At 70.4% G+C, this 13385-nt stretch carries 13 protein-coding genes; 9 read left to right on the forward strand and 4 right to left on the reverse strand.

The genetic code is table 11. The annotated features are described in order from the left end of the window. The first annotated feature begins 6 nt into the window (after nucleotides 1-6). Entirely contained in the window at nucleotides 7-417 is a 411-nt protein-coding gene (locus tag HS104_35705) for a MerC domain-containing protein (GenBank protein MBE7485300.1), read from the forward strand. 15 nt (nucleotides 418-432) lie between these two features. Here HS104_35705 and HS104_35710 read toward each other — a convergent pair whose 3' ends face one another. Together HS104_35710 and HS104_35715 are read right to left on the reverse strand one after the other, a co-directional pair. Further along, complete coding sequence (locus HS104_35710) at nucleotides 433-2904, reverse strand: hypothetical protein (GenBank protein MBE7485301.1); 2472 nt, start codon at nucleotides 2902-2904, stop codon at nucleotides 433-435. A gap of 114 nt (nucleotides 2905-3018) precedes the next feature. Beyond that, nucleotides 3019-3177: a hypothetical protein gene (locus HS104_35715; protein MBE7485302.1), complete on the reverse strand. Its 159-nt coding sequence runs from the start codon at nucleotides 3175-3177 to the stop codon at nucleotides 3019-3021. A gap of 35 nt (nucleotides 3178-3212) precedes the next feature. Here HS104_35715 and folK point away from each other — a divergent pair, with 35 nt between their 5' ends. The 8 genes from folK to HS104_35755 all read left to right on the forward strand — a co-directional run bounded on the left by folK (nucleotide 3213) and on the right by HS104_35755 (nucleotide 10462). Beyond that, nucleotides 3213-3761 (forward strand): 2-amino-4-hydroxy-6-hydroxymethyldihydropteridine diphosphokinase, encoded by a 549-nt coding sequence (folK, locus tag HS104_35720; protein MBE7485303.1) that lies wholly within the window; start codon nucleotides 3213-3215, stop codon nucleotides 3759-3761. Between the two features lie 108 nt (nucleotides 3762-3869). Next, nucleotides 3870-4343, forward strand: coding sequence for an ATP synthase F0 subunit B (locus HS104_35725; protein MBE7485304.1), 474 nt, complete (start codon nucleotides 3870-3872; stop codon nucleotides 4341-4343). Beyond that, the gene (locus HS104_35730) at nucleotides 4343-5074 is read left to right on the forward strand and encodes an ATP synthase F0 subunit B (GenBank protein MBE7485305.1); all 732 of its coding nucleotides are present in this window, start codon (nucleotides 4343-4345) and stop codon (nucleotides 5072-5074) included. The genes HS104_35725 and HS104_35730 overlap by 1 nt, the downstream gene beginning before the upstream one ends. Next, the gene (gene atpH / locus HS104_35735) at nucleotides 5071-5613 is read left to right on the forward strand and encodes an ATP synthase F1 subunit delta (GenBank protein ID MBE7485306.1); all 543 of its coding nucleotides are present in this window, start codon (nucleotides 5071-5073) and stop codon (nucleotides 5611-5613) included. The genes HS104_35730 and atpH overlap by 4 nt, the downstream gene beginning before the upstream one ends. Nucleotides 5614-5631: 18 nt before the next feature. Beyond that, nucleotides 5632-7314, forward strand: coding sequence for a F0F1 ATP synthase subunit alpha (locus HS104_35740; GenBank protein MBE7485307.1), 1683 nt, complete (start codon nucleotides 5632-5634; stop codon nucleotides 7312-7314). 15 nt (nucleotides 7315-7329) lie between these two features. Further along, nucleotides 7330-8238 (forward strand): ATP synthase F1 subunit gamma, encoded by a 909-nt coding sequence (atpG, locus tag HS104_35745; GenBank protein ID MBE7485308.1) that lies wholly within the window; start codon nucleotides 7330-7332, stop codon nucleotides 8236-8238. 111 nt (nucleotides 8239-8349) lie between these two features. Beyond that, nucleotides 8350-10182, forward strand: coding sequence for a glutamine--fructose-6-phosphate transaminase (isomerizing) (gene glmS, locus HS104_35750; protein MBE7485309.1), 1833 nt, complete (start codon nucleotides 8350-8352; stop codon nucleotides 10180-10182). A 94-nt stretch (nucleotides 10183-10276) separates the two neighbouring features. Next, nucleotides 10277-10462, forward strand: coding sequence for a hypothetical protein (locus HS104_35755; GenBank protein MBE7485310.1), 186 nt, complete (start codon nucleotides 10277-10279; stop codon nucleotides 10460-10462). Between the two features lie 58 nt (nucleotides 10463-10520). Here HS104_35755 and HS104_35760 read toward each other — a convergent pair whose 3' ends face one another. Both HS104_35760 and HS104_35765 read right to left on the reverse strand, forming a co-directional pair. Further along, nucleotides 10521-11759: an aldo/keto reductase gene (locus HS104_35760; protein ID MBE7485311.1), complete on the reverse strand. Its 1239-nt coding sequence runs from the start codon at nucleotides 11757-11759 to the stop codon at nucleotides 10521-10523. After that, nucleotides 11756-13372 carry a hypothetical protein gene (locus HS104_35765; GenBank protein MBE7485312.1) on the reverse strand — a complete coding sequence of 539 codons (1617 nt, stop codon included), beginning with the start codon at nucleotides 13370-13372 and terminating at the stop codon, nucleotides 11756-11758. The genes HS104_35760 and HS104_35765 overlap by 4 nt, the downstream gene beginning before the upstream one ends. Nucleotides 13373-13385: the final 13 nt, after the last annotated feature.

Raw genomic sequence — 13385 nt, forward strand, 5'->3', positions numbered from 1 at the left:
TCTTCCGTGAGCGCATCCGAGGCCGAAATCGAAGTGCGAGTCCGCCGCTGGGACACGCTGGGCATGATCGTCAGCATCGCCTGCGTGGCGCACTGCATCGCGGTCCCCCTCGTGCTCGGCCTGCTCCCGGCGTTCGGGCTCTCGTTCCTGGCGAAGGACGGCCTGCACGAGGTGCTGGCGGTGGTCGTGCTCTTGGTGGCCATCCTGGCGTTCGCTCCGGGCTACCGGGTGCACCGGCTGCGGCACGTGCCAGCGCTCGGTGCCGCGGGCGTGACGCTGCTCTCGGGGGCGGCGTTCGCCCCGGGGCTCTCGCTCGTGGTCGAGTCCGCGATGACGGCCCTCGGCGGGACGGTGCTGGTAGCCGCCCACGTCCTGAACCGGCGCGCGCTCACGCGCACGCACGTGCACTCGCACTAGCCTCTACTCGGGAGCTCAGCTCGGAGTTGCTTCCAGCGCGCGGCGGTACCGCTCGCGCCTGAGCTGGTCCGAGAGGATCTCGTAGGCCTCGTCGAGGACCTCGAGGATGAGGTCGACCTCGTCGCGTAGGTTCGCGGTGCTGGCGGTCAGGATGCGGCTCGGCTCGAACTCGCGCCGGAGCTCGGTGTAGGCGCGCTGCACGTCGTAGCTGGTCGCGCTCTTGCCGACGCCGAGCAGCGCGAAGTAGTCGCCCTCCTCCACCAGCGCCTTGCGCGCCAGGATGCGCGAGCGGAGGGCCTGCTCGTCCAGCGCGTCGTAGGCGCGCGGCCCCTCGGCCTTTCGCGGGCCCGGGCTCGCTGCCGGCGCGAGCGCCTCGAGCACGCCGAGCTGGACCAAGGCGTAGAGCACGGCGGGCAGGTCGGGCTTGGAGCCGGCGCCCAGCACCTCGCCGAGCGTGGCGGCCTTGGCTCGGGTGACCAGCGTGCCCTCCTCCGGCGCGAGCGCGCACTCGCCGAGCAGCGCAGGGTTGGGCCCGTCCACCAGCCGCGCCCGCGCGCCGCCGAGCCGGGCCAAGGCCTCGTCCGGGGAGACGATGCGCCGCACGATCTCGACGTACACCTCGGCTCCAGTGGCGCCGCCGAACACCGCAGGCTCCGCCTGGAGGCGCGCGGGCACGTCCACCTCGAGTCCCGCGGCCCCAGCCGTCATCTCGAGCACGCGACCAACCAGCCACTCGGCGTGCGCGCGGAGCACCGGCCAGAGCTCGTCCTGACGCAGGTGTCCGTGTGCGATGAGCGCGGCGCCGGCGTGGCGCCCGAACGGCGGCAGCTTGTGCCCCAGCGACTTCTGCACGTCCGGAGCGAGCGTCCCCCGCTCGGTGAGGAAGGCAACCAGCGATTCGTTGGCGATGCCCGACGCGGCGGTCACGAAGTCTCCGTCGCGCAGCACCACGCGGCGGATGCCGGCGTCGCTCTCGAACGCCACGGCCCCGGAGAAGCGCGAGCGAATGGCGCGCGCCAGGCCGAGCGCGCTGTCGCCGCGCCCGAGGGCCTGCGGGATCTCGAGCGGGACCGACTTCGGCGGCTCCGGGATCGAGGTGGGCGGCGCGCCCGCTTGCGTGACGCGACCGAGGCGGAGACCTTCCGGAGTCGGCGCGGGCGGGAGCGGTGTCGGCCGGAGCACCGCCGTGTGAACTTCGTGCTCGCGGCCGCTGGTGGGCTTCGCCTCCACACTGGTCATGGCGCTGAGCGCGCTCATGGGCGGCGGCCAACTCGGGGGCTCCGGCGGGCGGGTGGGGACCGCGGGTGGCGTCTTCGGCGGCTCTTCCGCCTCGGGCGGTGGGCGCAGATCGAGCGGTGGCATCTCCACCGAGTCCCGGCGCGGAGGCGCCGCCGTGGGGCCCGCAGCCCCGCGCAGGTCGGGCCCCGGCGCGGTCACCCCGAGCAGCGCTCCGACACCGGTGCCGGCGCCGGTTCGCGCACCCGCACCGGTGCCGACCCCGGTGTGCAGACCAGTACGGCCGCCGCCGCCCGAGGCCGAGCCGCCGCCGGTGCCGGTGCCGCCGCCCTCGTCGCCATCGTCTTCGTCGACATCGAGGGGCTCGTCGAGCGCCGACAGCACGTCCGCTGGCAGCACGGCGTCCACCTCGGCTTCGGGAGTCAGCCGGATCGACGCCGGCACGCGCACCGAGCCCTCGGGGCCCCCCACGCGCTGCTCGGCGCGGGCCAGGATCCCCTCGAGCTCCGCGCTGATCTCGGACTGCGGGATCTGGCGCCCGAGCGCTGCGCGGGTCACCTCCGGCTCGACGCCGAAGCCCAGCGGGATGGGCTGCGGCAGGCTCGGCGCTGGTGACGGCATCGAGCTCGAGCGCATCGGTGGGCCCGATGAGTGGGCCGGCGGCAGCGAGCTCGGGCCCGAGCTCGGGATGGGGGAGGGCTTGGCGGGCGCACGCGGCGGGGTCGTCGACGCGACCTGCGGGCTCGGCACGCTGGGCGGGTGCTGGGCGCTCGGCGGCGTCGGCGGGCTCGGCGTGATCGCCACGTTCGGCGCGCTGGGCGCGGGTGGTCGCGCGGAGTCGGCGCGGGGCAGCGACGCGGGCGGACGGCTCGACGGTCCGCTCATCGCGCGCGCGGGCTCGGGGTTCGAGGGCGGACCGATCAGGGCCTCGACCTTGCGGAGCAGGCCGAACGTGTCGACCGGGCGCACGAAGAACCCGCTCGACTCGTGGAAGACTTCGTCGCGCAGCTCGTCGAGCGTGCGGCTAGGTTGACCGAAGAACACGATGTCGACCTGGTTGCCGCCGGGCACCTCGCGCAGTCGGCGGACCTGCTCGAGCGCCGGTGCGGCGTCCACGTCGCACAAGATCAGCGCGGGCTTCTGCACCGAGACCCGCCCGACCAGTAGTGCCAGCGGCACCTCGACCACCGAGTAGCCGCGGTTTCTGAGGGCGCTCATCAGCCGCTCGGCTTCCGCCGAGGCGTCACTCATGAAGATGAGCTGCTCTTCGCGCGACGAGCTGGGTTCGCCGCCCGAGAATTCTGATCCCACGGTGGCTCGCAGTCTACGTTAGACCCGGGCCCCTCCGCGACCTCTTGGCCGGAATCAGGCCGGCGGGTCGTCCTCGGCCGCGGGGGTACCCCCGCGTTTACCCGCGAGCGCTGCGCCGATGGCGGCGCCGGCGCGAGGCCACCAGCCCGCAGAAATCACGGCCACGACGACGAAGCCGACCACGAACGCCTCACCGGGCGTCAGCCCGAGCATGCCCCTTCGATAACGCGCTACCCTGGCCCTCCGCAATGCCCACGCACCGGCGCTACGTGATTGGCCTGGGCTCGAACATGGGGGACCGCCTGACTCAGCTCGAGCGCGGGCTTCGCCGTCTCGCGGAGCTGGGCCGGCTCGGCGCCCGATCGGCGGTGTACGAATCCGACGCCTGGGGCGGGCCGGAGCAGGGTCCCTTTCTGAACGCCGCGGTCGCCCTGGACGCTGACCCAGACCCTCGGCAACTGCTCGGCGGCCTGCTCGAAATCGAGCGAAAGCTCGGTCGGGAGCGCCGCGAACGCTGGGGCCCCCGGACGCTGGACCTCGACATCCTCTGGGGACAGGGACTCTGGCTGGTGGAGCCCGGTCTCTCGGTCCCCCACGAGCGGCTCGCCGAGCGGACTTTCGCCCTGCGGCCCCTGCTCGACGTCGAGCCCGGCGCGGACGCGCCGCCTGGGCAGGAGGCGTATGCCGTCGCACTGGGGCGCCTGACGAGCCCCGCGCTGCGCCGGCTGCGCGAACCCCCGGATTGGGCGAAAGACGTAGAAATTCCAGAGCCTCCGCCTCATCACGCACTGCGCTAGACACGCCGGACGCGAGGTGGTACTTCGCGCGCGCCGTCGGCCAGGGCCCGAGTGCGTGGCAGTAGCTCCCTCGGTCTCCAACCCGATTCGGCGGATTCGGACAAACCGATGATCGGAAATCCCATGCTCGGCGCCGCGATGAGCGGGGGGATCAGCATCGACTTCGACAAGACCTTCGTCTTGCAGATGTGCATCTTCGTGGTGCTCATCCTGGTTCTCAAGCCGCTGCTGTTCGACCCCGTACTGAAGGTCTTCGAAGAGCGCGAGAAGCGCACCGACGGCGCGCGTGCCGAGGCCCGGACGATGCAGGAGGAGGCCGGCCAGCTCTTGCGGCGCTACGAGGCCGAGCTCGAGAAGATCCACCGCGTCGCCGCCGAGGAACGCGATCACCTGCGCGCCGAGACCACGAAGCTCGAGGCGGAGATCCTGCGCGAGGCCCGCGCCGTCTCGACGCGGGTGGTGGAGGATGGGCGCAAGAAGATCGAGGCGGAAATCGGCGCGATTCGCGTCGATCTCGGCCGGCAGACGGAGCAGATCGCGGGCGCGGTCGCGACGCGCGTGCTCGGCCGGGAGGTGAGCTGATGAAGCGCGTCCAGCTGCTCGTACCCGCGCTCCTGGCGGCGCTCGCGCTGCTCTTCACCAGCGCGGCCTGGGCCGAGAAGTCCGCGCCGGCCGCTGCCACCGCAGCTCACGGTTCGCCGGACGCGGAGGGGGCACACGGCGAGGACCACGGTCCGGGGCCCATCAACTGGTTCTACGGCATGCTCGCGGAGACCGACACCCAGGAGCCGAACCTGCTGTTCCGCCCCAAGGGGATGCAGCCGCCGCTCGGCGCGATGCTGCTCAACACGGCCATCCTCTTCTACGTGATCTTCCGGGTGGGCCGCCGCCCGCTGACCGACGCGCTCAAGAAGCGCAAGGCCGCGATCATGCAAGGCATGGACGACGCCGCGCGCATGAAGGAAGAAGCAGCGGACCGCCTCGCCGACTACGAGGAGAAGCTCGCTCACATCGACGAGGAGGTCGAGCGCCTCAAGCGCGAGATGCGCGAAGCCGGCCAGGCGGAGCGCGCTCGGATCCTGGCGGAGGCCAAGGAGCGCAGCCTGCGCATGGAGCGCGACGCACGCATCCTGATCGAGCAGGAGCTCAAGGCAGCTCGCCAGGACCTGATACGCGAGGCCGTCGAAGGCGCGGTGAAGACCGCGGGGGAGCGGCTGACCAAGGAGATCGGCGCTGCGGACCACGCGCGTCTGGCAGACGAGTACCTGGCCGCGCTCGACAAGGCCGTCGTCACCAAGGGAGGTCAGGCGTGATCAGCTCCGCCGTCATCGAACGCTACGCCCGCGCCATCTTCGAGCTCGGGGTCGAGACCGGCCAGCTCACCCAGCTGACCGACCAGGTTCGCCAGTTCGCCGCGGTCTACGCCTCGAGCCGCGAGCTGCGCATGGTGGGCGAGAACCCGCTCATCCCCGAAGAGCAGCGCGATGCCGTGATCAAGGAGGTGGGCACGCGCCTCGGCCTGACGGAGCTCGGGCTGAACGCCGTTCGCCTGCTGGCGCAGCGGCGCCGGCTCTCCGCCTTGCAGGACGTCGCCAAGCGGCTCGGCGGCCTGGCCGACGAGAAGGCCGGGATCGTCCGTGCCAAGGTCGTCACCGCGGCGCCGATGACGGAGGACTTCTACTCCAAGCTCGCGCAGAAGCTCGAGGCCAAGACCCGCATGAAGGTGGTCATCGAGCGCGCGCAAGACCCGAGCTTGATCGCCGGCGTGGTGACCAAGATCGGGGACAACACCATCGACGGGAGCTTGAAGGGGCGGTTGCAGGCTTTGGAGAGGTCTTTGCTCCAGGCTTGAAGATTTAGGAAAAATACCATGCAGCTCAGCGCCGACGAAATCAGCCAAATCATCAAGAAGCAGATCCAGAACTTCGATCGCGCCGCCGTGGTCACCGAGACGGGGACGGTGCTCACCAGCGGTGACGGCATCGCGCGCGTCCATGGCCTGGAAGGCGCCATGTCCGGCGAGCTGGTCGAGTTCCCGGGCGGCATCTTCGGCCTGGTGCTCAACCTGGAGCAGGACAACGTCGGCATCGCGGTGCTCGGCGACGCGACCGCGGTGAAGGAAGGTGACACCGTCAAGCGCACCGGCCGCATCGCCGAGGTCCCCGTCGGCGAGGCCGTGATGGGCCGCGTGGTGAACGCGCTCGGTCAGCCCATCGACGGCAAGGGCCCCATCGAGAGCAATCAGCGCCGCCGCATCGAGATCAAGGCGCCGGGCATCATCGGTCGCCAGCCGGTGAAGGAGCCGCTCCAGACCGGGCTCAAGGCCATCGACGCCATGATCCCCATCGGCCGCGGCCAGCGCGAGCTCATCATCGGCGACCGCCAGACCGGCAAGACGGCCATCGCCATCGACACCATCATCAACCAGAAGGGCAAGGACGTCTTCTGCGTCTACGTCGCCATCGGGCAGAAGGCCTCGACCGTGGCGCAGGTGGTCGAGAAGCTGAAGGCCCACGGCGCCATGGACTACACCACGGTGGTCATGGCCACGGCGACCGAGACGGCGCCGCTCCAGTTCCTGGCGCCGTACACCGGCGTGACCATCGGCGAGTACTTCCGCGACAGCGGCCGCCACGCCCTCTGCATCTACGACGACCTCTCGAAGCAAGCCGTCGCCTACCGCCAGATGTCCCTGCTCTTGCGCCGCCCACCGGGCCGCGAGGCGTATCCGGGCGACGTGTTCTACATCCACTCGCGCCTGCTCGAGCGCGCCGCCAAGCTGGCTCACCGCTGGTTCGTGGTGAAGAAGGGTCAGACGGTTCCCCCGGGCGACTGGAGCTTCAAGGGCGTGGACGGCAAGACGCACCTCGGCGAGGAGGGCAAGCACGAAGCCGAGAAGTCGCTCGGGGAGCAGAGCAACAAGGACGAGCTCGAGGTCGCCCGCGATCCGTACTCCGGTGGCTCCTTGACCGCGCTGCCCATCATCGAGACCCAGGCGGGCGACGTCTCGGCGTACATCCCCACCAACGTGATCTCCATCACGGACGGTCAGATCTTCCTGGAAGGCGACCTGTTCTACTCGGGCGTGCGCCCGGCCATCAACGTCGGCATCAGCGTCAGCCGCGTGGGCGGCAACGCCCAGATCAAGGCGATGAAGAAGTACGCCGGCACGCTGCGCCTGGATCTGGCGCAGTTCCGCGAGATGGCGGCCTTCGCGCAGTTCGCCAGCGATCTGGACGCCTCGACCCGGGCGCAGCTCGAGCGCGGGCAGCGCCTCACCGAGCTGCTCAAGCAGGGCCAATACGTGCCGCTGCCGGTCGAGAAGCAGGTGGTCATCGTCTACGCGGGCACCGGCGGCTTCGTGGACAAGCTGCCCGTCGAGTCGCTCAAGGAGTTCGAGCAGGAGCTGTACCGTCACATCGACGAGAAGCACCCCGACCTGTGGAGCGACATCCGTGACAAGCGCGAGATCACCGACGAGATCAAGAAGAAGCTCGACAAGGTGCTGAAGAAATTCGTGAAGAATTTCGTCGCCAGCGCCGAAGAGGAATGAGCCGGGAGCGCAGGCGTGGCCAACCTCAAAGCGATTCGTAAGCGCATCAGCTCCGTCAAGAGCACGCAGAAGATCACGCGCGCCATGAAGATGGTGGCCGGCGCGCGGCTGAATCGCGCTCAGCAGCGGATCCTGGCGCTCCGTCCGTACGCCGTGAAGACCGGCCACGTTCTCGCGGAGGTCACGGCAGCGGCGAACCGGCGCCTGGAAGAAGGCGGCGGCAGCGGCGTGGACGCGGACCATCCGCTCCTGGCTCGCCGGGCCGAGAACAACGTTCTCATCCTGGTGATCACCAGCGATCGCGGTCTGTGCGGCGCGTTCAACACCAACATCCTCAGGCTCGCAGAGCGCCAGTGGCGCGAGCGCGAAGCGCAGGGGCAAAAGGTGCAGATCGCCGTCATCGGGCGCAAAGGGCGCGACTACTTCAAGCGCCGCAACGCGCCGGTGATGCACGTCTTCTCCGGCATCTGGGACCGGCTCGACCTCGAGCAAGCGCGCACCGTGGCGCGGGTGGTGCTGAAGCCGTTCCTGTCGGGCGAAGTGGACGCGATTCTGCTGGTGTACAACGAGTTCAAGAGCGCGATGACCCAGCGTGTGGTCTGCGAACCGCTCTTCCCCTTGCCCATCACGGAGGTCGAGGAGGCGGCGGAGCCGGCGCTCGAGCGCGAGTTCATCTTCGAGCCGAACAAGGAAGCGTTGCTCGAGCGCTTGGTTCCCATGTACGTCGAGATCAGCGTGCTTCGCTCGCTGCTCGAGAGCATGGCCAGCGAGCTCGGCGCCCGTATGACCGCGATGGACTCGGCGACCAAGAACGCCGCCGAGATGATCGACCGGTTGACGCTCAGCTACAACCGCGCCCGCCAGGCCGCGATCACCACCGAGCTCATGGAGATCATCGGTGGCGCCGAGGCCCTGAAGGGCTGATTCCCGGTCCTCCCGGCGGAAAACTGGCCCTCTCGGCGCGCCGGTGGGAAATACCGGAGGCCTTGCCTCGGCTGAATGGCCTGGGCCCGGCGCGAACCTAGGAAAACCAGCATGTGCGGCATCGTCGGCTACGTCGGACCCAAGAAGGCTGCTCCCATCCTGCTCGACGGGCTCAGGCGGCTCGAGTACCGCGGCTACGACTCGGCAGGCCTAGCCGTGCACGACGGCTCCCAGATCGAGATCGTGCGCGCGGCGGGCAAGCTCGAGAACCTGGCGAACGCGCTGGAGCACCACGCCGTAGGCGGCAGCACGGGCCTCGGGCACACGCGCTGGGCGACGCACGGGCGGCCCAGCGAGCAGAACGCCCACCCGCACGCCGCCGGTGACGTCGCGGTCGTGCACAACGGCATCATCGAGAACTACCTGGAGCTGAAGCACGAGCTCGAGGCGAGCGGCGTGCGCTTCACCAGTGACACGGACACCGAGATCGTGGCGCACCTGATCAACGGCGCGCTCACGGCCGGAGCGCCTGGCCTGTTCGCGGCGATGCGGCAGGCGCTCGGCCAGGTTCGGGGCGCCTACGCGCTAGCGGCCATCTCCCGCCGCGAGCCGGACCGCATCGTGATCGCCAAGAGCGCGTCGCCGCTGGTGGTGGGTATCGGCGACGGCGAGACCCTGTGCGGCAGCGACATCCCGGCGCTGCTCGGCAGCACGCGCAAGATGCTGTTCCTGGAGGACGGCGAGATGGCGGAGCTCACCTCCGGCGGCGTGCGCATCGAGACCTTGGCTGGCGCCCGGGTGGAGCGCGCGCCGAAACACATCGACTGGAGCGCGGTGCAGGCCGAGAAGGGCGGCTTCAAGCACTTCATGCTCAAGGAGATCTTCGAGCAGCCGCGCGCGGTGGAGGACACGCTGCGCGGGCGCATCAGCCTGGCGGACGGCGACGTCGTCGAAGGCGAGCTGGGGCTGGCCGCCGAGGCCGCGCGGAACATCGAACGTGTCGTGCTGGTGGCCTGTGGCACCAGCCACCACGCCGCGCTCGTTGGCCACTACTGGCTCGAGCAGCTCGCCCGGGTCCCCGCTCACACCGAGCTGGCCAGCGAGGTGCGCTACCGCGAGCCGGTGTTCGGACCCAAGGATCTGGTGATCGCCGTCAGCCAATCCGGCGAGACCGCCGACACGCTGGCCGCGGTGAAGTCCGCTCGTGAAGGCGGCGCCCGCGTGCTCGCCATCGCCAACGTGCTCGACAGCGCCATCCCTCGCGTGAGCCACGGCTCGCTCTACACCCACGCGGGCCCCGAGATCGGCGTGGCCTCGACCAAGTGCTTCACCACGCAGCTGGTCGCGCTGCTCCTGCTCTCGGTCTACCTGGGCCGGCGTCGGGGCACGCTGGACGCCGAGCGCGGTCGCGCGGTGCTCCAGGCGCTGCTCGAGCTGCCGAACGACATGCGCTGGGCGCTGGCGCGCAAGAGCGAAATCCACAAGGTCGCGCGCCACTGGTACAACGCCGACCACATGCTGTTCCTGGGCCGCGGGCTCGGCTACCCCATCGCGCTCGAGGGCGCGCTGAAGCTCAAGGAGATCAGCTACGCCCACGCCGAAGGCTACGCCGCCGGCGAGATGAAGCACGGGCCGATCGCGCTCATCGACGAGCACATGCCCGTGGTGGTGGTGATGCCCGAGGACCGGCAGTACGAGAAGACGCTGTCGAACGTGCAGGAGGTCCGCGCCCGCGACGGCCAGGTCATCGCCATCGCCACCGAGGGCGACCAGGAGGCCAAGCGCATGGCGCAGTTCGTGCTCGAGCTGCCCAAGATGCCGGAGGTCACGCAGCCCATCGCCGCCGTGGTGCCGCTGCAGTTGCTCGCGTATTACATCGCGGATCTGAAGGGCACGGACGTCGATCAGCCGCGCAACTTGGCGAAGACGGTCACGGTGGAGTGACGGAGCGCCCAGCATGGCCGTGTGTGCAGCCTGCGACCAGCGCACTTCCTATCCACGATTCTGGCGCTCGACGTTCGGCAATTTCCGTCGAAACATGACCGAGCGGCCCAAGATCTCGCCGCTGGTCACCTGCCCGCACTGCGGCGCCGACAACGCGCAGCGCATGAGCTACGCCTTGGCTCAGGTCGTCGGCATCGCCGCGGTCGTGGTGCTGTCCTTCGTGGCGGTCGCACCGGTCTTCGGGACGAACCCCATGCTGCTCGTGGGGCTCGCGCTCTAGTTGGTCTTCGACTACGTATGGTGGACGCGGGTGACACGCCTGGAGCGGATCTGAAGCGTCATCCCAGGCGCCGCTTGGCTTCCCGCACGCCCGCCGCCGCGTCCACGCCGTGCGGGCAGGCGCTGCTGCAGGCACTGCAGCTCAAGCAAGCGTCGGACCAGCGCTCGTCCGGGGGAAGCTCCGCGTAGTGCGTGCGCGCCCGGTCGTGCCAGCCGTACTCGCGGTCGTACATCGAGAACTGGAGCACGTGTGGGATGGCGACGCCGGTCGGGCACGCCGCCGTACAAGCGTCGCCGCAGCCACGGCAGTACTCGGGGCTGAGCGCCACGGCGTACTCTTCGAGCAGCGCGCGGTCTTCGGCGCCGAGCTTCTCCTTCACCGCGCCGGCGGCCAGATCCTGCGCGCTCTCGTCGGTGCCGATCTTCGAGTGCACCACCGAGGTCACCGCCTCCTGCTCCAGCACCCAGCGCAGGTTGGCCTGGAAGATCGAGTAGCGGCTCTTGGCGTAGCCCTCCGGGATGCGGTCCCCGCCGGGCTGCGACTTCATCACCACCACGCCGATGTCCTTCTGCTTGGCCTTGGCCAGGAGCGCAGGCAGCCCCGCGTCGGCGAAGTCGAGCACGTTCATCTTCACGAGCAGCATGTCGAACGCGCCTTTGTCGATGGCGTGGGCGAGGATCTTGGCGCGGTCGGCGTGGTGCGACGTGGCGCCGAAGAAGCGCACCTTGCCGGCCTTCTTCGCCTCCTCCATCGCCAGGTAGAGCTCCGGGTTGTCCAGGCGGTTCAGGCCGTTGTCGGGGATCTTGTGCCCGCCGCCCAGCCAGTGGAGCTGCATGATGTCCACGTGATCGACGCCCAGCCGGCCCAGGCTCTTGTCCAGTGAAGCCAAGATCTCGGCCTTGCTGTCGCCCGCGCCGGCGTCCCACTTCGTGCCGATGATCAGCTTCTCGCGCAGTCCCGGGCTCGACTTGAGCGCGCGCCGGATCACCTTCTCGCTGTCGCCGTAACAGATGGAGGTGTCGATGTAGTTCATCCCCTTGTCCACCGCGCGCACGATGGGCTCCGGACCCTTGAGCCCGCCGGCACCGATGCCGACCACCGAGATCTCGAGGCCAGTGCGCCCGAGGCGCCGGCGCGCGCTGACGGTCGCGGTCGCGTCGGCCATGCCTGGCCGGTCCTCGACGATGGGCGCGCCGGGGATGGGGCGCCGCCGGTACAGGTAGAGGCCTCCCGCGGCTCCGGCGCCGAGCACGCCCGCGCCGGCCAGGACCCGCAGGAAGCGACGGCGATCGATCACTGGAACTCCTGCTCGCTGACCAGCAGGCCCAACGCTCCGGCGCCCGCGCCCGAGGTCTGCCCCGCGCCGTCCGCGCCGCCCGTGGCGGCGATGGTGGCGACCTTGATGTTCCCACCGGTGCGCGCGGGCTTCGTGCCTTTCCACGCGATGCCGATGCTGGGCCCACCGGCGCCGCCGCCGCCGTGCCCGCCGTTGCCGCCCTTGGCGCCGCCGGCGCCGGCGCACGCTCCGGCTCCACCGGGCGCGCCGCTCGAGCCGCTGCCGCCGAGCTGTCCGACGCCGCCCGCGCCGCCCTTGCCGCCGTTCACGGAGACGAAGTCGGAGTCGGTGATGGTCACACCGGACTCGAACACGACCAACGCGATGCTGGCGCCGCCCCCTTTGCCGCCCTCGCCGCCGATGCCGCCGCAGCCGCCGCTGCCACCGCCGCCACCCGACGCGCCGGTGGGAGGATTGGGTCCGGTGGTTCCGCAGGAAGACGGCGCTTTGGCTGCGCCGCCGCCGCCGCCGCCCTGTCCGTTGCCTCCGTTGGTGCCGAACCCGCCGGCGCTCGAGATCCATCCGCTCGCCGTGACCTTGCCCGGGCTCTTGCTGCCCTCGCCGTTCGGGCCGTCCGCCCCGGCCTTGCCGGGCTTGCCGGCGCCCACAGTGCCGCAGCTCCAGCCGCCCGGCAGGGTCGGATCCTCGCCGACGCCGCCCAGCCCGCCGCCCAGGTTGGGCTCACCGTCGGTGCCGGAGCCGGCTGTGCCGGTGCCCACGCCCGCGACGCCGCCCCAGCCGCCCGTGCTCTCCGGGAAGCCGCAGCCGCTCACCGTCTGGGCGCCGCCCTTCGGATCGGCGTTGCACTGGTTCTTGCCGGGGTTGCCGTTCTTGCCGGAGTCCGCGACGCCCGGCGTGGTGTAGCCGGCGACGCCGGTCGCGCCGGTCCCCGCCGTCACCTTCAAGCGCCTGAGCTTCACGTTCTTGGAGCTGCCCACCACGATGCCCATGCTCCCGGCCCCCGGCGAGGTGGCGTTCGCCGCGGTGACGTCGAAGTCTTCGATGCTGGTGCCGATGACGAGATCCTGGATCTCGATCACGCCGTTGCTGGGGCCCAAGAGCTGTGTCTTCGTGCCGCTCTGGTAGTCCCAGGTATCGCAGTCGAAGCCGCCGTACAGCGACACGCCGTCCGTGAACGAGTCGAGGGTGAGCTGCCCGTCGAAGGAGCCGGAGGTGGCGCAGGCGTAGACGCGCTTCTTCTCGTTCGCGGCGACGCCGATGGCCTGGTCGATGCTCTTGTAGGGCTTGGCTCGCGTGCCGTTGCCGTCGATGTCGTCGCCCTTCGGTGAGACGAACACGGCGAAGCTCTCGTGGATGACGCAGGCGTCTTCCGACGGCGCCTTGGTGGCGTCGCAGCCCGGACCGCCGCCGCCGAAGTTGCTGAGGCCGCCGCTGCCGGAGGCGTTGCCGCTGCCGCCGTTGCCGGAGGCGTTGCCGCTGCCGCCGTTGCCGCTGCCGCCGCCGAAGTTGGGGTTGTTCGGCGAGTAGCCGCCGCCGCGCTTCGAGCCGCAGGCGAGCGTGGCGACGCCGGCCGTGATCAGGATGGAGAGCGCGAAGCGGGCTCCGAGGCGCATGCGGCCAGTATAC

This window comes from Polyangiaceae bacterium, from assembly GCA_015075635.1.
Taxonomy (GTDB): Bacteria; Myxococcota_A; Polyangia; order Polyangiales; family Polyangiaceae; genus JADJKB01.